The organism is Lentimicrobiaceae bacterium, from assembly GCA_020636745.1.
Taxonomy (GTDB): Bacteria; Bacteroidota; Bacteroidia; order Bacteroidales; family Lentimicrobiaceae; genus Lentimicrobium.
Genome location: JACJXH010000005.1, coordinates 248,701 through 268,104, shown reverse-complemented (window position 1 = coordinate 268,104; position 19,404 = coordinate 248,701). Strand labels below are relative to the sequence as shown.

Annotated in this window: 19 protein-coding genes; 13 read left to right on the top strand and 6 right to left on the bottom strand. The window is 40.6% G+C overall.

Features of this window, described 5'->3' with window-relative positions:
- Nucleotides 1-9 precede the first annotated feature (9 nt).
- The 4 genes from H6541_09980 (at nt 10) to H6541_09965 (ending at nt 7,022) form a co-directional block, all read left to right on the top strand.
- Nucleotides 10-1,134, top strand: coding sequence for an efflux RND transporter periplasmic adaptor subunit (locus H6541_09980; protein ID MCB9016112.1), 1,125 nt, complete (start codon nt 10-12; stop codon nt 1,132-1,134).
- Between the two features lie 40 nt (nt 1,135-1,174).
- Entirely contained in the window at nt 1,175-4,579 is a 3,405-nt protein-coding gene (locus tag H6541_09975) for an efflux RND transporter permease subunit (GenBank protein ID MCB9016111.1), read from the top strand.
- A 149-nt stretch (nt 4,580-4,728) separates the two neighbouring features.
- Nucleotides 4,729-5,193 carry an isoprenylcysteine carboxylmethyltransferase family protein gene (locus H6541_09970; GenBank protein ID MCB9016110.1) on the top strand — a complete coding sequence of 155 codons (465 nt, stop codon included), beginning with the start codon at nt 4,729-4,731 and terminating at the stop codon, nt 5,191-5,193.
- A gap of 59 nt (nt 5,194-5,252) precedes the next feature.
- Nucleotides 5,253-7,022 carry a hypothetical protein gene (locus H6541_09965; GenBank protein MCB9016109.1) on the top strand — a complete coding sequence of 590 codons (1,770 nt, stop codon included), beginning with the start codon at nt 5,253-5,255 and terminating at the stop codon, nt 7,020-7,022.
- A 13-nt stretch (nt 7,023-7,035) separates the two neighbouring features.
- On the opposite strand, the gene H6541_09960 is transcribed toward H6541_09965, so the two are convergent.
- The 5 genes from H6541_09960 to H6541_09940 all read right to left on the bottom strand — a co-directional run bounded on the left by H6541_09960 (nt 7,036) and on the right by H6541_09940 (nt 11,586).
- The gene (locus tag H6541_09960) at nt 7,036-8,133 is read right to left on the bottom strand and encodes an acyltransferase (GenBank protein ID MCB9016108.1); all 1,098 of its coding nucleotides are present in this window, start codon (nt 8,131-8,133) and stop codon (nt 7,036-7,038) included.
- Nucleotides 8,134-8,149: 16 nt separating this feature from the next.
- A complete protein-coding gene (pheS, locus tag H6541_09955) occupies nt 8,150-9,178 on the bottom strand; it encodes a phenylalanine--tRNA ligase subunit alpha (GenBank protein MCB9016107.1) in 1,029 nt (342 codons plus the stop codon).
- A gap of 98 nt (nt 9,179-9,276) precedes the next feature.
- On the bottom strand, nt 9,277-9,930 hold the full coding sequence (locus H6541_09950; protein ID MCB9016106.1) for a peptidylprolyl isomerase: 654 nt from the start codon (nt 9,928-9,930) through the stop codon (nt 9,277-9,279).
- Nucleotides 9,927-10,766, bottom strand: a complete 840-nt coding sequence (locus tag H6541_09945; GenBank protein ID MCB9016105.1) for a peptidylprolyl isomerase — start codon at nt 10,764-10,766, stop codon at nt 9,927-9,929. The genes H6541_09950 and H6541_09945 overlap by 4 nt, the downstream gene beginning before the upstream one ends.
- Nucleotides 10,767-10,989: 223 nt before the next feature.
- Complete coding sequence (locus H6541_09940; protein MCB9016104.1) at nt 10,990-11,586, bottom strand: thymidine kinase; 597 nt, start codon at nt 11,584-11,586, stop codon at nt 10,990-10,992.
- A 163-nt stretch (nt 11,587-11,749) separates the two neighbouring features.
- On the opposite strand from H6541_09940, the gene H6541_09935 reads away from it, so the two are divergent.
- The 5 genes from H6541_09935 (at nt 11,750) to H6541_09915 (ending at nt 15,913) form a co-directional block, all read left to right on the top strand.
- A complete protein-coding gene (locus H6541_09935) occupies nt 11,750-12,571 on the top strand; it encodes a hypothetical protein (GenBank protein ID MCB9016103.1) in 822 nt (273 codons plus the stop codon).
- Nucleotides 12,572-12,585: 14 nt separating this feature from the next.
- Nucleotides 12,586-13,911: a M28 family peptidase gene (locus H6541_09930; protein ID MCB9016102.1), complete on the top strand. Its 1,326-nt coding sequence runs from the start codon at nt 12,586-12,588 to the stop codon at nt 13,909-13,911.
- A gap of 61 nt (nt 13,912-13,972) precedes the next feature.
- On the top strand, nt 13,973-14,683 hold the full coding sequence (rsmI, locus tag H6541_09925; protein ID MCB9016101.1) for a 16S rRNA (cytidine(1402)-2'-O)-methyltransferase: 711 nt from the start codon (nt 13,973-13,975) through the stop codon (nt 14,681-14,683).
- A 302-nt stretch (nt 14,684-14,985) separates the two neighbouring features.
- A complete protein-coding gene (locus H6541_09920) occupies nt 14,986-15,309 on the top strand; it encodes a hypothetical protein (protein ID MCB9016100.1) in 324 nt (107 codons plus the stop codon).
- Nucleotides 15,310-15,466: 157 nt separating this feature from the next.
- Nucleotides 15,467-15,913, top strand: coding sequence for an NUDIX hydrolase (locus H6541_09915; protein ID MCB9016099.1), 447 nt, complete (start codon nt 15,467-15,469; stop codon nt 15,911-15,913).
- A 9-nt stretch (nt 15,914-15,922) separates the two neighbouring features.
- Here H6541_09915 and elbB read toward each other — a convergent pair whose 3' ends face one another.
- Entirely contained in the window at nt 15,923-16,573 is a 651-nt protein-coding gene (elbB, locus tag H6541_09910; protein MCB9016098.1) for an isoprenoid biosynthesis glyoxalase ElbB, read from the bottom strand.
- 120 nt (nt 16,574-16,693) lie between these two features.
- Between elbB and H6541_09905 the strand changes: the two genes are divergently transcribed.
- From H6541_09905 to H6541_09890, 4 genes are all read left to right on the top strand, one after another.
- A complete protein-coding gene (locus tag H6541_09905; protein ID MCB9016097.1) occupies nt 16,694-17,383 on the top strand; it encodes an SOS response-associated peptidase in 690 nt (229 codons plus the stop codon).
- Between the two features lie 113 nt (nt 17,384-17,496).
- Nucleotides 17,497-18,027 (top strand): hypothetical protein, encoded by a 531-nt coding sequence (locus tag H6541_09900; GenBank protein ID MCB9016096.1) that lies wholly within the window; start codon nt 17,497-17,499, stop codon nt 18,025-18,027.
- A 6-nt stretch (nt 18,028-18,033) separates the two neighbouring features.
- Nucleotides 18,034-18,516, top strand: coding sequence for a hypothetical protein (locus tag H6541_09895; GenBank protein MCB9016095.1), 483 nt, complete (start codon nt 18,034-18,036; stop codon nt 18,514-18,516).
- Nucleotides 18,509-19,228: a YdcF family protein gene (locus H6541_09890; GenBank protein ID MCB9016094.1), complete on the top strand. Its 720-nt coding sequence runs from the start codon at nt 18,509-18,511 to the stop codon at nt 19,226-19,228. The genes H6541_09895 and H6541_09890 overlap by 8 nt, the downstream gene beginning before the upstream one ends.
- The last annotated feature ends 176 nt before the right edge of the window (nt 19,229-19,404 follow it).

Sequence of the window (19,404 nt, the reverse complement as noted above, 5' to 3'; positions counted from 1 at the left end):
CTTACATAAATGAAAGCAATAAATAAGATTGTAATTTTTTCTGCTCTTGTAATTTTTGCAGCAGCCTGTGGTAATACCACTGATAAAAAATCAGAGCTGGAGATGCTTAAAAAGCAACGGGACGAATTGAGTGCCAAAATAAAAACAATGGAAGAGGAGCTGAAGATAAGTGATACCGTTTCTAACGAAAAACTCGTGGATGTGGCGGTTACTGAAGCTTCACTAACCGAGTTTAACCACTATATTGAAGTACAGGGGAAGGTTGATGGTGAAGATAATATTGCAGTTTCTTCACAGATGGCCGGCGTGCTTGTGGCAGTGTATGTGAAAGAAGGCGATGCTGTAAAAAAAGGCCAGGTTCTTGCGCAACTTGATAACAATGTGTTGAAACAGCAGGTTGAAAATATAAAGACTCAACTTAGTTTTGCCACCAATATTTACAATAAGCAAAAGGCTTTATGGGATAAACAGATTGGTAGTGAAGTTCAGTACCTGACAGCAAAGAACAACAAGGAGAGCCTTGAATCAAATCTGGCAGCGATGAACGATCAGCTGGAAATGACCAAGATTAAATCACCCATCAACGGAACTGTTGAAGAGGTGAATCTGAAGGTTGGTCAGATGGCCTCACCGGGTTTGCCTGCTGTGAGAGTTGTCAATTTTTCGAGTGCAAAGGTAGTGGCCGAAATTGCAGAGGCTTATGCACCTAAAATTAAACCGGGAGATAAAGTTCTGGTTTCGTTTCCTGATTTCAATACAGAAATAAGCACCAAAGTTCATTTTACCAGCAAATACATCAATCCGGTAAACCGTACTTTTCTTACAGAAGTGAAACTGGGCCCCGGAAAGGTTGAATACCGTGCCAATATGATTGCTGTGGTGAAAATCAACGATTATAGCAATCCGTCTACAGTCGTCATTCCTGTTTCACTTGTACGTGAATCGTCATCAGGTAAATATATTTTTGTTTCGCGGGCTGAGAACGGTAAAATGGTTGCCCGCAGGCAAATGGTGACTGTAGGTAACACATATAACGGCATGGCTGAAATTACACAAGGGATTACTGAAGGAGATAAAATAATCACCACCGGATATAACAGTCTTGTTGATGGTCAATTGATTCGTGTTAATTAACCGGCTGGAAGATTTCCACTAAACTAACCATGAAATTCATATGAAAGCCAATAAATTCAAGGAGTTTTTTGCTACAAGCTGGGCAATTGATAATAAAACAAGCATATATGTGCTTACTGTTTTTATCACCCTGCTTGGGATATCGAGCTACCGTAGTATCCCAAAAGAACAATTTCCCGAAATTGTTATTCCTACTATTCTGGTCAATACGGTTTATCCGGGAACTTCACCTGAAGACATGGAAAACCTGGTTACCAGGCCCATTGAAAAGCAGCTGAAAGGGATAAGCGGTGTAAAGAAGATAACCAGTAATTCATTGCAGGATTTTTCGTCCATCGCGATAGAGTTTAATACCGACATAGAAGTGCCTGAAGCCAAACAGCGCGTTAAAGATGCTGTGGATAAAAGTAAATCGGATTTGCCCAACAACCTGTTGGATGACCCGAACGTGGCTGATATTGATTTTTCGGAGATTCCGATTGTGTATATTCAGATTTCAGGAGAATATGATCTTGATCAATTGAAGAAATATGCTGAAATAGCTCAGGATAAGATAGAGTCGCTCACCGAAATTACGCGTGTGGATATTGTTGGCGCCCTTGAGCGTGAAATTCAGATAAATGTTGATATGTACAAAGCTCAGGCTGCAAGTGTCACCATGTCTGATATTGAACGTGCTGTGGCGTCTGAAAATCTCACTATTTCTGCTGGTAACATCACTTCAAGCGGAATGAAAAGATCTATCAGGGTGCAGGGGCAGTTTGATAATATGGAAGTTATCAGGAATATCCTTATCCACTCTTCAAGTGGAGCTATCGTATATTTGAAGGATGTGGCGGAAGTTAAAGATACTTTTAAGGAGCAGGAAAGCTTTTCCCGCCTTAACGGGAATAATGTTATCACGCTGAATGTTGTCAAAAAAAGTGGTAAAAACCTGCTGGACGCTTCCGATAAAATCAATGATATTTTAAATAACGAATTAATAAACAAAGAATTCCCTTCTGATGTAACAGTTACCAAATCGGGAGAACAATCGCGTTATACCAGAAATACTCTTGAAGAACTGAATAACACCATTATTTTCGGATTTATACTGGTGACTATCGTACTGATGTTCTTTATGGGATTTACAAATGCCTTTTTTGTGGCACTTGCTGTTCCCTTGTCAATGTTTGTGGCATTTATGGCCATGCCGGCTCTTGGCTTTTCAATGAATATGATTGTGATGTTCGGCTTTATTTTTGCCCTGGGAATTGTGGTTGATGACGCTATTGTTGTCATTGAAAATATTCACCGGACCCATCAGCATGAGCCCAATATAATTATTGCGGCCAAAAAGGCTGCCGGTGAAGTCTTCCTTCCGATTTTATCAGGAACTTTAACCACATTGGCGCCATTTTTCCCTCTGGCTTTTTGGCCGGGAATTGTTGGAGAGTTCATGTTCTATATTCCGGTAACGCTTATTCTAACCTTGTTTGCTTCACTTTTTGTGGCTTATATTATTAATCCAGTATTTGCCATTTCCTTTATGAAGCATGAGTTTGAGGCTCCAGACAAACAGAAGCTCAGAAAGAAGATAACGCTTGAAATGATTATTGTTATTCTTCTGGCTGTTGTCAGCTATATTGCCTATGCCGTTAATGGCAGTGAAACTGCTTTTGGAATTGGCAACTTCATGGTGTTTGTTGCAGCACTTATATTGTTTTTCCACACTTTGCTCAACCCTTACATCAAATGGTGGCAGGAAAAAGGCTGGCCTTTCTTTGTGAGATTATATGAAAGGCAGCTCAGGTTTGTTCTTTCCGGACGAAACCCTCTGTATCTGCTGCTCATTGTAATTGGTTTGTTTTTGGTAACGTTTGTGCTGGTTGGTATTCGTTCTCCGAAGGTGCTTTTCTTCCCCGATAATATGCCCACCAGTATCAATGTGATGGTGAAAATGCCTATTGGTACCGATCAGCGTGTTACCGATTCTGTAACCCGCATTGTAGAAGGGAAAGTAATTGCATTGCTGGGAAAGGATAATCCAATTGTTGAATCGGTTATTAGCAATGTAGCACTTGGTGCCGGCGATGATATGGACTTTTCGCGTTCGATAAGTTCTGAAAAGGGCAAGGTTACGGTTAACTTTGTGGAATTTAAATATCGAAACGGTATAAATACCAATGATTATCTGGATAAAATCCGTGATGAGATCAAAGGAATTCCGGGGGTTGAAATTTCAGCAGAGAAAAACCGTGCCGGACCTCCAACGGGCAAACCTATCAATATTGAAGTTACAGGTGAGAATCTCACCAACCTGATTCATGACGCTGCAGCGTTTAAAAATTATCTTGATTCGCTTCAGATTCCTGGTATTGAAGAGTTGAAAAGTGATTTTCAGGACAATAAGCCTGAGATTGTTCTCAACATCGACCGTGAACGTGCCAATCAATATGGTATTAGCACCGGCCAGATTGCAACTGAATTGCGCACAGCAGTGCTTGGAAAGGAAGTTTCGAAATACAAAGTGGATGAAGATGAGTATTCAATTCAATTGCGTTACTCAACCGATACCCGCGAGAATATCAATAATCTGATTAACCTGAAGATTACCTACCGTGATATGACCTCAGGTTTGTTAAGGCAAATTCCGCTTTCATCGGTAGCTACTATCGGCTATGCTGATTCCTATGGAGGAATTAAACGGCAGGATTTAAAACGTATCATTACAATTTCGAGCGCCGTGCTAAGTGGCTATACTGCCAACGAAATTGTTCCTCAGATTGAAAAACTGGCCGCTGATTTTCCTCTAAGTAATGGTGTTCAGATTAAACTAACCGGTGAACAGGTTGATCAGGCCGAAACGTCCAACTTCTTGGGTCAGGCAATGATGATTGCCATTGGTCTGATTTTCTTTATCCTGATTACACAGTTTAACTCCCTGAGTAAAGCGGTGATCATTCTCAGCGAAGTTATTTTTAGCATTATTGGTGTGTTGCTGGGCATTGTAATATTTAACATGTCAATTTCCATCATAATGACAGGCCTTGGTATTGTAGCACTTGGTGGAATTGTGGTGAGAAATGGTATTCTTATTGTGGAGTTTATTGACACACTTAAAGAGCGTGGCTTAAAGACTCGTGATGCAATACTTCAGGCTGGTTTGACCCGTATTACTCCGGTTATTCTTACAGCTACTGCTACTATTCTTGGTCTTGTGCCACTGGCTGTTGGTTTCAACCTGAATTTTGAAACCATGTTCACTCAATTGAATCCACAAATTCATATTGGTGGTGACAATGTAGCTTTCTGGGGGCCGCTGGCATGGTCAATTATTTTTGGATTGAGTTTTGCTACTTTCCTCACGCTGGTGCTTGTTCCTGCGCTTTATCTTATGGTTTATGAAATGAAAATTAAGATTGCACGCAGAAAATCAAACAAGCTGGCCAGATTGGCAAAATAATGTAATAACAATTGGTTTTAACAGGGTTGTTTGAAGTTCTCAAATGACCCTGTTTTTTTTACAAGCAAGAGGTGCTCTGCATTTAATTTTTTCTCAGGAGCCTCTAACCTGAACCCTGTATTTTTGTTTACTTATAAATCTGGTTGTATATGTTTAACACTACACGGTTAGGTACGCGAAAGTCATATCTTGCATGGCTGCTGGTTATCCTCCAGTTTACTTTTATAGGGTTGGTGCTGGTTACTACTCCGCTCCTTAACCTTAAGTTATGGGTTGGGTTATTAGTAATAACCGGTATAGCGCTGGGATTATACGCTATATACACAATTCGAATAGGCAATTTTAATATTTCACCCCATGTAAAGCCTGATGGTATAATGATAGCTCACGGGCCTTATAAATTTATTCGTCACCCGATGTATACCGCTATTCTGCTTACCTGCTGGCCTATGGTTGCCGGGCATTATAGTCTGTTACGGCTGGGTTTTGTAGTTGCTTTAACCATTGTACTTATTATAAAGCTTCACATTGAGGAACAATATCTGAAGAAAGCTTTTTTACCATATCTTGAATATACCAAAACTTCAAAAAAACTCATTCCTTTTATATGGTAAGGACAGCACATTTATGCTGATATCTTTTTTTACTTTTGAAGTACATATTATGGTGTTTTATGGCTTTAAACAAGCGTAGCTGGTTTTTCATTTTTCCACTGTCTGTATTTGCTGTGCTGATATTTCTTTCGGTGGTTTTTTATCACGAAAGGTTACTGGTCGATTCAGGCTATTATCTTATGAGGGTTATCAATAGCCGCTTGCCATGGGTTGAACATCAGCGGTTTATCCTCATATTGTCGCAGGTTTTGCCCGTTATAGGCGTAAATCTCGTAGTCCCATTGAAAACAGTACTTCTGCTTTATTCATTGAATCATGTACTTTTTCCTTTGCTCATTTTTTTCTTTTCATTTTTTATTTTCAGAAATCAATTTTCAGGAATCATGCTGATTTTGCTTCAGGTGGCAGGTCTTGTTACTGGTTTTCTGGTGCCTATGTTTGAACTTTATTATGCAGCGGCCTTACTTGTTCTTTTTGCTTCTGTACTTTATTCAGGATGCTTGAATAAATACCATTACCTGCTTCTTATAGTTATTGCCTTTTTTGTGACGAGCAGTCACCCGGTAGGAATTGCATTACTTATCATGGTTATTGTTTTTCACTCATCAGTTTACGGCTTAAAATATTTGAAGTTTTATGCTTTTATCGGATTAGTCATTCTTGGCTTTTTGCTGCTCAAGTATTTGCATGCCAGCTCATATGAATCAGGGAAGGCAAACTCTATTGTACAGGAATTCATATCAGGAAAGTTCAATCTGTCTTTTTTCATGCACCTGGCTGGATTTCTTTTTCAATATTATTGGGCACTGATTATAATGGCTTTAGGGATGATAATTCAAATGATCCGACAAAGGAAATTCAAAATAATGGCGATTTACCTGATTTCAATTGTTGTATTTATCATATTGTCAGCACTTAATACCGGAAATTTTGAATGGTCGCGATATAATGAGCAGGTATGGTTCCCTCTGGGTTTTGTTGTGCTATTTCCGCTGATGACAGGTCTTTTCAGTGAAGTTAAACAGTTTACTGCTACAATACTTTTGTTTGTTTTATTGGTTTTCACTGCTTTCAGGCTGTTACTGATTTATGAAAATGCTGCAATTTACAGGCAACGCACTGTACAATTATCATACATAACCAGGTATGTTCAGGCAACAGGGGCTGATAAATTTGTGGTGGACGAACGTAACCTTGCCGATACGCTTACTCCGGGAGCTAACTGGTCGTATCCAATCGAAAGCATGTTCTTTTCTGCTGAAACCGGGCCTGAACATACTGTCACAATCTGTACGCTGGAAGATTATACTTTTCAAGATCTTTACATGGAACTTACCGATTCATCATATGTGTTCTGGCGGATAAATACAGCGCCTGATGGTAGTTTAAATCCACACTATTTTACCCTGCATTCAAATGCTTATGTTATGCTGAACAACGATTCAGCGCCTGAATTAATAAGTGACAGCGTTACGCAACAGGTATTATTGAAGCAGGAAGTGGATAAAAGCATGACTTTTGCTGCCGGAGAATGGGTCAGGGTTTGGTCTGTAATAGTGAATCGTTCGCCTTCTGTGCTTTTTTCTGGCAGGAAGTCTGGTTTTTTTATGACTTATGAATGGAAAGGTGTAACCACTGAAACAGCATTAAACACGCCGTTAAGGGTTGATATTGATAAGAAATTCAGACAGGATGTGATAATCAGAACTCCCGAAATACCCGGAAACTATGAATTGATACTTTTGATGAAGAGTCCTTCAGGTCAAGTCATTTCACAAAGCAGGGCCGAAAAGTATTTGATAAAGCAGAAATCTTTGATTGGTTTTTGATTGAATTTCATCATCAGGCAAAAAGCCGGTCGCGGATTTTAATAAATGTTTGCTCAATCAGCAGTGACAGTAAGATGCCGCCTGTAATTGTAACGAAAAGATAGAGCAGTCCACCGGTTTGAAGATGAAAACCTTTTTCAATGATGTCGCTGAAAAGCAAATGCCAGACATAAATAGAGTAGGAATAAACCCCGGTATAGGCCGTGGCATTGATAATAGGTTTAAGTAACCGGGTTTCAGTTAGCTTTGCCACAAGCCGGCCTTGGGCAGCTATAATTACCAGCAAACCAAATCCTAGATGTATCAAATTAAATCCAATTGTATTAAAGAAGAATCCTCCGGCTTTGATATAAAATAATGGACTGATAAGGGCTAGTGCAAGAACTATAAGTGCCGTTCTGTTCTTTTCTATAAAGCGGTAAAATGAATCAGAGAAGTAGAACAGATAGGCAAGTAAAACCCCCAGCAACATACCGTCCATTCGTAAATGTGTATAAAACAATGGCACAAATTCTTCATTTCTGTTTGCGTAAACAAACTGGAGCCTGAATAAAATTACCAATAATATGCCGGTTAAAAGAGAAGAGATCATCAGCGGTTTATTGGTTATGCATCTGGCCGAAAACATGATAAATATGAACAATGAAAGGAGCAGATAAAAGTGTTCTTCAATGGCAAGTGACCATGTATGAATAAAGCAACCCTGAAAATAGCTCTGAACAAAAAAGATTTCAGACAACATATTGGGGACGGGAAATGCTGAACCTGAAATACGGGGATAGACGAGAAATGCGACAAGGAGAAATAAATAAAATGTGGGATAAATCTTAAATCCGCGCCTGATCAGAAAACGGCCGATTCTAACATTTCCCGATTTTTTATATTCACTGAAAAGAAGGCCTGATACCAGAAATCCACTCAGAACAAAAAACAAATCTACTCCGGCCCAACCCGCTCTGGCAAAGTTGTTGTCCCACGATGAATGCCTGAACAGCACGCCAAGTATGGCCAGTCCGCGCAAAAAATCGAGGTCAACAATGCGTTTCCGGGCCATTGGAGAAGATGGTGTGTTTTGTTTAAAAAAAGGCAGAGTGGCGCTCAGGCGCAACATCAATTCAACAGGTTAATTATTGCTGCCAGGCAGACTCAAACTGTTGCAGGAAGCGTACGTCGTTTTCAGAGAACATACGCAGGTCTTTAACATTGAAAACCAGGTTGGTGATACGTTCAACCCCCATGCCAAAAGCGAAACCCGAGTATACCTCCGGATCAATGCCGCAATTTTTCAATACATTCGGATTCACCATGCCACAACCCAAAATTTCAACCCAGCCCGTATATTTACAAAATCCGCAGCCTTTGCCACCACACAAATTGCACGAGATGTCCATTTCGGCTGAGGGTTCCGTAAACGGGAAGTAAGATGGTCTGAGTCTGATACGCGTATCTTCACTAAACATTTCCTTGGCAAAGTAGAGCATAGTTTGCCGGAGGTCGGCAAAACTTACGTTTTTGTCAACGTACAAACCTTCAATCTGGTGAAAAAAGCAGTGGGCGCGTGCCGAAATAGCTTCGTTGCGATACACTCTGCCAGGGAATATCATTCTGATGGGCGGTTTGGTTTTTTCCATTGCCCTCACCTGCACACTCGAAGTGTGTGTGCGCAAAACGATATCAGGGTCTTTTTCAATAAAAAATGTATCCTGCATGTCGCGGGCCGGATGTTCAGGTGCAAAATTGAGCGCTGAGAAATTATGCCAGTCATCTTCAATCTCAGGTCCTTCAGCAACAGTAAATCCAACGCGTGAAAAAATTTCGATCATGCGGTTTCTGATAATCATCAATGGATGACGCGAACCTGCATCATGAAAATTTGCCGGAAGACTCAGATCCAATTCAGGACCTGACGAGGTTTCCTGTCCTTCAAGACTATCCCTCAAACTTTCAATCTTTTGTTGGGCTTTCCCTTTAAGATCATTCAGCAAAACTCCCATTTCACGGCGTTCTTCTGCTGCCACATTTTTGAACTCAGCAAACAAATCGTTGAGTATCCCTTTCTTGCCGGAGTATTTAATGCGGAATTGCTCAAGTTCTTCCTTGGTTTTGGCTGAAAAAGACTCTATTTCAGCCAGATATTTATTGATTTGATCTTTCATGCGTACAAGGTTTTACTAAATTGTAATTTGCCTGACTTCACTTTGGGGTTCAGCAGAACAGAGTTTACAACAGATATGTAATGGTAAAACGAACTGGTTTATTTAATCACAGTAATTTTCATTTTTACATCTTTTACCGGTCTGTCGCCAGGGGCAGTTTGAACGGCTGCAATTTTGTCAATCACATCCAGTCCTGAGATAACTTCGCCAAAAACAGTGTACTGGTCGTCAAGATGAGGAGTTCCTCCAATGGTTTTGTATACGGCGCGCCTTTCGGGGCTGATTTTTTTATTTGATTGCTGTTCAATCATATTCAGTTGCTGATCCTGAAGAACCTGTCCCTGCACAATATAGAACTGAGAGCCCGATGATGCTTTTGAAGGATTTACCTGATCGGCTCTGCGTGCTGCAGCCAGAGCACCTTTTTTATGAAAGTATTTTGAAACAAATTCAGCAGGAATGGTATACCCGGGGTCATTTATCTGGTTTTCCTTTCCGCCTCCCTGAATCATAAAATTCTTAATTACACGGTGAAAGATGGAGCCATTGTACCAGCCCTGCTTAATGAGTTTTAAAAAGTTATCGCGATGCTGTGGTGTTTCATTGTACAAAACAGCAGTCATATTACCATATTCAGTTTCAATGAGAATTTTGGTTTGTTTTTGAGCCGATGCAGTGGTTTTTGGTGTTTGGGCAAAAATAAACGTAGTTGCTAATAGCATCAGTGCAACAAGTAAACTTAATTTTTTCATGGTTGCGTTTCATTATTGGTAACGATTCTTACTATGATGGGGATGTCGGTCAACGGACGGTCATTTTTATCAGTGCTTACAGCAGCAATTGCGTCAACAACCTCCATGCCGCTGATAACTTCGCCAAAGATAGTGTATTTTCCATCCAGATGGGGAGTGCCTCCAACAGTTGAATAGGACAGGCGTTGCTCATCCGAAAACCTGAATTCAGGAGTTAAATCGTATTCTTTTTCAAGATTTGCATTTATTGAATCTGTCAATTGTTTGAATTTCAGCGTGTCTTTTTGTGTATTTGGCGCGTAGAAATAATTTTTAAGCTCTTGGTTTTCAGGTTTGTCCAGAAATGATGTAAAAAGCCTTTGTTTAGCCAGTAAATTGACTTTGTTTTCAAATTGAGTAAGCTCGGCCTGGGTGAAAACTTTTCCCTGAACTATATAAAACTGTGAGCCGGAAGAGAGTCGTTTGGGATTAACATCATCACTTTCGCGCGCAGCAGCAAGCACACCGCGCTTATGAAAATGGGCAAGTGTTATTTCGGCTGGAATATCATATCCGGGACCTCCATTGCCAAGTTCTATGCCTGTGGCAGCATGGCGCGAATCGGGGTCGCCTCCCTGAATCATAAAGCTATTGATAACCCGGTGAAACAGGGTGCTGTCAAAAAAATTTTCTCTGGCCAGTTTCAAAAAATTATCGCGATGCAGCGGAGTATCATTATAAAGTTTTATTGTAATATCACCTTTTGCGGTTGATATAATTACAACGGAATCATTACCATTAAGCTGCGCTAGAGCTTTGCCGGAAAAAACAAAAAAGCAAAATAAAGGCAATAACATCAGGTGTTTAACAGCAGTGGCCATGCGAAGAAAATTATAAAGTGCAAAATTACAAAAAAATGGGAAGGGGAAATCAAGGTAGCAAATATGGGTCCCCATTTAAAAAGCAGATAGTCTTTTTCTTTATTATCAGGAAAAACGGGAAAGTGCATTTGCTATTTCATGAAACTGGAATCAGGATAGCAAAAGGCCTTGATTGTAAAGGTGGTTCAGTTTCAATAAATTAGGTCTTTTTTGTATGGGTTTCACCTCTGGCCTTTACGAAACAATCTCTGCAAAGTGGTTCATAACTTTCAGTTTCGCCAAGCATTACCAGTTTTTCATCGGTGGTTTTACGGTGCGAATACTGTGCAAGATTACCACAATGCATGCATATGGCGTGAACTTTGGTTACATATTCTGCAGTAGCAAGCAATGCAGGGATAGGGCCAAAAGGTTTGCCAGCAAAATCCATATCGAGGCCGGCAATTACTACGCGAATGCCGCTGTTGGCCAGTTTGTTGCAAACACTGATGAGTTCATCGTCAAAAAACTGTGCTTCATCAATACCTACTACATCCACATTATTTGCATAAAGCAAAATTTGTGTTGATGATTGCACGGGAGTAGAGTTGATGGAATTCTCATTGTGCGACACAACGTTAATGGCGTCATAACGGGTGTCAATTTCAGGTTTAAAAATTTCGACCCGTTGTTTGGCAATGCGGGCGCGGGTAAGTCGGCGGATTAGTTCTTCGGTTTTACCGGAGAACATTGAACCGCAGATAACTTCAATCCAACCGCGGCGCTGAGAAGGGTTTATGGCGCTTTCGAGAAACATTTCTTAGGCTTGCACTGATTTCTTTGTTAATTTTATCCTCTGAAACATTGCTCGTGCAACAGAAATGCTATTTTTCAGGGGCTTTTTTTTAAGCCTGCAATGTACAAAAATAGCGGCTATCCACGTTTGCATACTTTGGGTTTTCATTAATTTTTTATAGAAGATGGAATCATTAAAAGCTGAAATCAGCGAACTTATTGATAAGCTACACAATCGTTTTCATAACCTTCCTGAAGGTGCGTTGCATCCGATAGATGCAGATTTGATGCTTTCGGTTTTAAGGGAGTTATATGAGAAAGTTGAAATTCTCAAAAGCCTTAAACCTGTTGAACTTACGGTTAAAGCCGACCCTTTGCAGTATGCACCGCCGGTGGTTGAAAAGGTTGAAAAACATAAAGATACACCTGTTGAAATTCCTCCTGTGGCGCCTGATATGGTTCCGCCTGTTGTTGAGCCTCCGGCGCCAGCTGTTCAACCAGAAATCGTGCATTCTAACCAGCCGCATTTTGGTTCTGTTCCGCCTAAGGAAGTACCTGCTCCGGTTAAAAGTGATTTTCATGCAGAGCATGAGTTCGCCAGAGATTCAGGAACCGTGGCCAATAAGCCTTTAAAGCCTTCAGCCGATTTATTCGCAATGCCTTCTATTTTAGATGTTCATAAAAGTGATATGCCTTCTGTTAACGATAAAGTGAATGCTGGCAAAAATGACTTAACATTGGCCGATCAAATGTTGCTAAAGCCTATTCATGATATTAAATCAGCCATTGGAATTAATGAGAAATTCCAGTTTATCAATGAGCTGTTCAATGGTTCGGCCGAGCTTTACAATGAATCTGTCAATCTGCTGAACAATTGCTCAGACAGGGTTCAGGCAGAGCAGTTGCTTGCAGAAATGAGCACCAGATTTGCGTGGGATGAACAACATGCTGTCTTAATCAGGCTTCGCGAGTTTGTAACCAGGCGATATCTTACGGCCGACAAATAATATTATAAAATCCTATGAACGATGTATTTGGCCGATTGCTGATTAAAAGCAAACTCATTTTTCTGTTTGTTACAGGGGTAATGTTTGGTTTTGTGAATCATGGTTTTTCTCAGAATTTACATTATGCCCGTTGTCTGGTTGACACCCTGGCGTCGCCCGCTATGTATGGCCGTGGTTATATAAATGAAGGAAACAGCTTAGCTTCCGGGTATATTGCTTCTGAAATGGAGCGTATTGGACTGAGGCCGTTTAATTCAACATTTTTTCAATCTTTTGAAATGCCTGTTAATACGTTTCCTGATACGGTTGAATTTTCAATAAATGGAAATAATATAGTGCCGGGCCGCGATTTTACGGTAGCATCGTATAGTCCTGATATTAAGGGTGTATATAAACTAAAAACGATTAAATCCAAAGTGTTTAGCAAGCCGTCAAGGCTTAACCGTCTTTCAGGGAAGGATTTTTCAAAAACCTTCTTCTTGATTGATAAGGCAGATATTCCAAAGGAGCGACAAAGGTTGGTTGATTCATTGGTCAGAACTAATTATGTACATGCCGCGGGATTTGTAATATCTCAGGCAAAGGAAAAGTTAATGTGGAGTGTCTCTCAGGCATTCAGACAAAAATCATTTCCTGTATTTGAAGTATTGAAATCAGCCATTCCTCGCAACCCCAGGGTTGTAGAATGTAATGTAAATGCCGAGTTTTTTGCCGGTATGCCTGTTCGGAATGTTGTTGGGTTTATTCCCGGAACTGAATTGCCCGATTCGTTTATCGTGATTTCGGCGCATTACGACCATTTGGGAATGATGGGCCGTAATGCCCTGTTTCCGGGTGCAAACGATAATGCAAGCGGGATTGCTATGATGTTGGATATGGCCCGGCATTTTGCACTTGCTGAAAACAGGCCTCGATGCAGTATGGCTTTTCTGGCATTTGCCGGAGAGGAAGCTGGTTTGCTTGGCTCGCAATTTTATGTTGATCATCCGCTGTTCCCGCTTAAACAAGTCAGCTTTCTTTTAAACCTCGATATGGTTGGTACAGGCAGCGAGGGTGTTACGGTTGTCAATGGAAATGTATTTAAAAAGCAGTTTGAATTGCTCTCCGATATCAACCACCAGCATAATTATGTGCTCAAAGTAGCTGAACGCGGCGAAAGTTGTAACAGTGACCATTGTCCGTTCTATAAAGCGGGTGTACCTGCCGTTTTCATCTATTCAATGGGTAAGGAGTTTCGTGAGTATCACAATATTTTTGATAGATCCGAACAGCTGCCTTTAACAAAGTATGAAGATATTTTCAGGCTTTTAAGAGATTTTGTTTTTGCATATCATATGTGAATTATGCAAGCCTGATGGGTGCAAATGCAGGGTTTTATAAATAATTTCAATCAAAGAATCAATGCCTAAACTATTTCTCGTTCCTACGCCAATTGGTAATCTTGAAGACATGACCTTCAGGGCTGTAAGGGTTTTAAAGGAAGTAAGTCTGATCCTTGCTGAAGATACCCGGAAAACAGGGCTTTTGCTCAAACATTATGGTATTGATAACCGCCTGGCCTCGCATCATATGCATAACGAACACCGAACCGCTGAAAATATTGCAGGTCGTATTGCAGCCGGAGAGTCCATTGCTTTGGTTACCGATGCTGGTACTCCGGGTATTTCTGATCCGGGGTTTTTACTTGTCAGAACCTGCATTGCCATGGGTGTTGAGGTTGAAAGTCTTCCCGGACCAACAGCTTTTGTTCCTGCACTTGTAAACTCGGGTCTGCCTTGTGACAGGTTTTATTTTGAAGGATTTCTCCCACATAAAAAAGGCAGGCAAACACGCCTTGCATTTCTTGCCAGGCTCACTTATACCATGGTGCTTTATGAATCTCCGTTTCGTTTGGTCAAAACATTAGAACAACTTGCCGTTGCATTTGGTGCTGACCGGCAAGCTTGTGTTTCGCGTGAATTGACTAAAATGTATGAAGAAAATAAAAGGGGTACACTTTCTGAACTGGCCTCTTATTACTCTTTGAACCCACCTAAGGGAGAAATAGTGCTCACTGTTGCCGGCAGTAGTCAGCACATAGATGTTAAAACAGAGGCAGAGGAAGATGAATAAAGCAGCCTTCGCTTCATTTCTTTAAAATTATCGTCAAACTTTCCTGAAAATAACCAGGGTGAGCCATGCCCTGTCTTTTTGCAAATCTGTAAAGAGTTGTTGGCTGTTGGGTTGTGCTTCTCCCATATAAAACCTCCTCTTATTTGACCGAAGATATGGAATGATTTGCGTTCGGTTTCGGACAGTTAACTGTTAAAACCGGACGTATTTGAGTTTTAAAATGAATGTAACATGCAGGTATACAGTATGATATAAGTTTGGCATGAGTTTGGCTTATTCCCAGGTGTTGAAATTTTCAATTCATGAAAAACAATATACCTCTGGTTATGGTGGTTGGCTTGCAAGGCAGTCGATCCATGTTTGCGGCAGCAGAGCATAAGTTGCTGCGCGAAGAATTAGGACGGAGTATTCTATATCCGGAATTTGCCCGGACATTTCATCTCGAAGGTTTTGTTAATGTTGATATGGCAACAGATAGCTGTGGTAAGATTTCGGTTCATAAAAGTACAGCTACACACCCCGGATTGCTTGATTATGTAATTGAGAAGTTAAATAGTTTAATTATCAGGGCTGATGAGTCAAGAGAGAAGCAATTTAACCTGATGCTGAAATTTATTATGTATTAAATAGGAAATTCCGGCAGAAGTGATACCCCACATATTTGCTTTGCTGCCGGAATTTAAGTTTTATTTAGAGTGTTTAAGTGTTAGTTGCCTTCAGTTAAGTGTTTAAAAATCCTGCCCGGCAGGATTTTTTTTATAACTTTCGCAGTAAAAATAAGCAATGTCATACACCTATTCGTATCCGCGGCCAGCAGTAACAGTTGATGCGGTTGTTTTCAGAAAAGTTGAGAAAAAGACGGAAGTCCTTTTGATTAAAAGAGCTAAGCATCCTTTCGCAGGTATGTGGGCAGCTCCGGGTGGTTTTATTGATATGGAAGAAACCCCCGGTGATGCCGCAGCAAGGGAACTTTACGAAGAAACCGGTATCAGCGATGTTGAGCTTTTTCAATATCACGCGTATGGCGAAGTGAATCGTGATCCCCGCCACCGGACAATATCCATAGCTTACACCGGTTTACTCGCCGTAAATAATCAGCAGGCAAAGGGTGGTGATGATGCGGCGGAAGCTGCCTGGTTTTCAATTGATAATTTGCCTCCGCTGGCATTTGACCATTTATTGGTGGTTTCTGATGCTATACAATTTGGCAAAACTAAAAACTGGTTTTGACCGGTTTCGCTATTTTAGCTCTGAAAGTATCGCTTTTATAATGTTTTCAGCGCCTTCAGCAATCTGAACAATATCAGCATCCAGCATATAACATGGGGTTGTAAAAACAGGCCTGTGCTTATCGCGCACAACTTCACCGTGCGTAGTTATCATGTGAGTAGCTCCCATTTTTTCAACAGCAGATGCAGTTGTTGCATCATTCCCGATTGTAATTTCTACATTGCCAAGTACTTTCGCAATGAGTACAGGCGAAATGCAAAGGGCTCCAATGGGTTTTTTTAATGATGCCATTTCTTTAATTGCCTTTTCAACCTCAGCATTCACTTTGCATTCAGTACCACTTAATGCAAATGTGCATAGGTTTTTGGCTACACCAAAGCCTCCCGGAAAAATAAGAGCATCAAAATCACGGGCTTTGAAATCAGACAGCGGGCTGATTTTTCCTCTTGCAATACGCGCTGCTTCCACAAGCACATTGCGTGTTTCGGGCATTTCGTTGCCATTCATATGATTTATAACGTGATGTTGCTCAATATCAGGTGCAAAAATACTGTATTCAGCACCTTGTTTCCTTATGGCAAGCATGGTAAGAGTGGCTTCGTGGATTTCTGCACCGTCGAAAACACCATTTCCGGCCAGAACTATTGCAAATTTCTTCATGTTTGTCTGATTGTTAGATAATTAATGAAAATTTATTTTCAATCCAAACTTACACATTATTCAGCTATTTATGAAGCTGAAGTCCTTATAATTGCTAATTTTAGCGAAAAGAAAAAGATCATGTGCGGAAGATTCTCATTGACTACGGAAGAGCAACAGTTAAACAAATTTTTTAAACTTTCAGGAGGGACAGAGCCTTATGTGCCCCGATACAACGGAGCACCCACTCAACAAATGGCCATTATAGCTGCAGAGGAAGTATTAAGGCTTCAATATTTCAGATGGGGGCTTATCCCTTCATGGACAAAAGAAATTCCGCGAAGTACTCCGGTGATTAATGCCCGTGCAGAAACGCTCTCAGAAAAAGCCAGTTTCAGGCAGGCTCTGAAGTCAAGGAGATGTCTGGTGCCGGCTGACGGATTTTATGAATGGACACATTCAGGGAAAAAACAGCCATACCGCTTTGTGATGGATGACGAATCTCCGTTTGCCATGGCTGGTATTTGGGAATACTGGAAAGGGAAAGGAAGTGAGTTAATCAGATCTTTTGCAATTATTACCACCACGCCGAATGAACTTATGGAACCTGTTCATAACAGAATGCCTGTAATTTTGAAGCCTGAGAATTATGAAGAGTGGCTTTTTAGCCATCAGCCGGCAAACGTACAATCGTTACTCGTGCCTTATCCTTCAAAAAAAATGAAAAAATACAAGGTTTCTGATTTGGTTAATTCTGTTAAATCAGAAGGGCCCTTGCTTATTAAGCCAGCTGAACAGCCTGATTTATTCGGAGATGCCGATTCAGACTGATGTATGGCTTAAATAAGATTGATCATTTAAGGATTATTTCAGGTTTAAAAGGCCATTGCGGCACACCTTTTGTCTGAAAATTACGTTAATTTGTAAATCAAATGTGCAAACAAATGAAAGTTATTAAATGGATTCTGGTCGTGTTGATAATAGGCCTGGTTGTGAATGGCTGTAAGAAATATGATGAGTATCCGCCCGAACCAACCATTGAATTCCTTGATTTTATTACTCTGCGCGATGCCCAGGGCATCGATCAGCGCGGTGTGCTCAGATTTGGTTTTACTGACGGTGATGGCAATATTGGGCTTTACGACAGTGATACCCTCCCTCCGTTTGATTATAATTTGTTTATCAGATATTTTGAACGGCAAAATGGTGAGTTCAAAGAAGTTTTTCTTGTCACGCCCAATTACATAAACGATACAACTATTGTTTACGATACCGCTACATTTAACGGGCGAATTCCTGATTTAATGCCGGCCGGCAAGAACAAAGCCATAAGTGGCGAAATTGAAGACACTCTTTTTGTCAACAATCCCTTGTCGAGCTTTGATACCATCATGTTTGAAGTTTATATCAAAGATCGTGATTTAAACAAAAGCAATGTTATTCAAACCCCTCCGATTATAATTAAAAAACGATAAGTACGTATGCGAAAAATTATTACAACTTCCCTGATTCTCATGCTTACCGGGTTCGCCGCCGTAGTAGCTCAGCCCCGACAACTCAACAGTTTTGACGAGCTTTTAAAAGCAGTAAAAACAGGCAGCCATGTAAAAATGGTGTTTTATTATGCCAAATGTGAACTTATTTCCGATAATGAAAAGCAGGAAAAAGTACCTGATGCAATAGGAGGAATGTCGCTTGATGTTTTTGAATACTTTGCCCAAAACAGTGTAAGAAACAAAGAAGCATTCCTGGTGGCTTCTGAGTCTAAATTGATTCAAAACCCTAAGGGTGATGATTACGTTTATAATTATGTTAAGGTAAAATTGAGTGAAAATGGGAAAGTCAAAATTTCTGCACGATATCTGAATGCCCAAACCATGAATGTACAAATGGATGAGAATTTTTTTGGGGAGATCAACGATGGGAAGAATGACGGAGGTATATTTCTTTTTGTAAATGATTAAAAAATCAGGACGCACCGGACGTTATCTTAAAGCTGTGCTTATCATATCAGGCACTGTTTTCATTACCTTGTGCGTACTTGCTTTTACTACTGTTCCATTTTGGGCTTACTACCATCTGGCAACTTCCAATAGTTCGGTTAAAGAGCCGCCAAATGTTATTGTGATGCTTGCGGGCGCAGGAATCCCAAGCGAAAATAGTTTAATCAGGGCTTATTACACTTCCAAGCTGGCCCGGCAATGCCCTGAAGCACTGGTAATTATTGCTGTTCCCGGAAATGTGAATGATACCATGGGCGATCCGGCAAGGATTGCCAGCGAACTTATTTTAAGAGGGGTGAGTGCTGAAAGAATTACCTATGAGAGTAAAGGGAAAAATACCAGGAGTCAGTCATTGGAAATTGCCCGCTTATTTTCTGAAAAACAACTTGCAACCGCTGTAACAGTAGTTACATCGCCCGAGCACATTAAAAGAGCGGTGCTTAGTTTTCGTAAATGCGGTTTTACCAACGTTAGTGGCTTGCCCGCCTTTGAAAACTCACTTGAAACGGACCTGACTTTTAACGACCATGACCTTAAAGGTAACAAGATAGCGCCTCCCATTGGAAATAATCTCCAGGTAAGATACCAGTTTTGGAATCATCTCAAGTATGAGGTTATTGTCATCAGAGAGTATTTTGCCTTGTTTTATTACAGGGTAAGAGGGTGGATTTAGCCTGTGTTTCAAGGCTTAACGGTTTTTTTCGGTTACATAAGTTTGACTTCTGTGGAGGATATGAACCGGTGAATTATTTCTGATGTTCCGTATCGCCAAAGCTGTAATGACGTCCCATTTCGATAATTATTGTGCGATTTGAGACAATCATTCCCGTAAATCACATTTAATCAGTT

Bases quoted from the DNA above. Each gene is read 5' to 3' on its own strand.
- H6541_09965 (MCB9016109.1), top strand. From the start codon at position 5,253: ATGGCTTTAAACAAGCGTAGCTGGTTTTTCATTTTTCCACTGTCTGTA.
- H6541_09980 (MCB9016112.1), top strand. From the start codon at position 10: ATGAAAGCAATAAATAAGATTGTAATTTTTTCTGCTCTTGTAATTTTT.
- H6541_09930 (MCB9016102.1), top strand. From the start codon at position 12,586: ATGAACGATGTATTTGGCCGATTGCTGATTAAAAGCAAACTCATTTTT.
- H6541_09915 (MCB9016099.1), top strand. From the start codon at position 15,467: ATGTCATACACCTATTCGTATCCGCGGCCAGCAGTAACAGTTGATGCG.
- H6541_09905 (MCB9016097.1), top strand. From the start codon at position 16,694: ATGTGCGGAAGATTCTCATTGACTACGGAAGAGCAACAGTTAAACAAA.
- H6541_09970 (MCB9016110.1), top strand. From the start codon at position 4,729: ATGTTTAACACTACACGGTTAGGTACGCGAAAGTCATATCTTGCATGG.
- H6541_09960 (MCB9016108.1), bottom strand. From the start codon at position 8,133: ATGTTGCGCCTGAGCGCCACTCTGCCTTTTTTTAAACAAAACACACCA.
- pheS (MCB9016107.1), bottom strand. From the start codon at position 9,178: ATGAAAGATCAAATCAATAAATATCTGGCTGAAATAGAGTCTTTTTCA.
- H6541_09920 (MCB9016100.1), top strand. From the start codon at position 14,986: ATGAAAAACAATATACCTCTGGTTATGGTGGTTGGCTTGCAAGGCAGT.
- rsmI (MCB9016101.1), top strand. From the start codon at position 13,973: ATGCCTAAACTATTTCTCGTTCCTACGCCAATTGGTAATCTTGAAGAC.
- elbB (MCB9016098.1), bottom strand. From the start codon at position 16,573: ATGAAGAAATTTGCAATAGTTCTGGCCGGAAATGGTGTTTTCGACGGT.
- H6541_09895 (MCB9016095.1), top strand. From the start codon at position 18,034: ATGCGAAAAATTATTACAACTTCCCTGATTCTCATGCTTACCGGGTTC.
- H6541_09935 (MCB9016103.1), top strand. From the start codon at position 11,750: ATGGAATCATTAAAAGCTGAAATCAGCGAACTTATTGATAAGCTACAC.
- H6541_09945 (MCB9016105.1), bottom strand. From the start codon at position 10,766: ATGTTATTGCCTTTATTTTGCTTTTTTGTTTTTTCCGGCAAAGCTCTA.
- H6541_09975 (MCB9016111.1), top strand. From the start codon at position 1,175: ATGAAAGCCAATAAATTCAAGGAGTTTTTTGCTACAAGCTGGGCAATT.
- H6541_09890 (MCB9016094.1), top strand. From the start codon at position 18,509: ATGATTAAAAAATCAGGACGCACCGGACGTTATCTTAAAGCTGTGCTT.
- H6541_09940 (MCB9016104.1), bottom strand. From the start codon at position 11,586: ATGTTTCTCGAAAGCGCCATAAACCCTTCTCAGCGCCGCGGTTGGATT.
- H6541_09950 (MCB9016106.1), bottom strand. From the start codon at position 9,930: ATGAAAAAATTAAGTTTACTTGTTGCACTGATGCTATTAGCAACTACG.
- H6541_09900 (MCB9016096.1), top strand. From the start codon at position 17,497: ATGAAAGTTATTAAATGGATTCTGGTCGTGTTGATAATAGGCCTGGTT.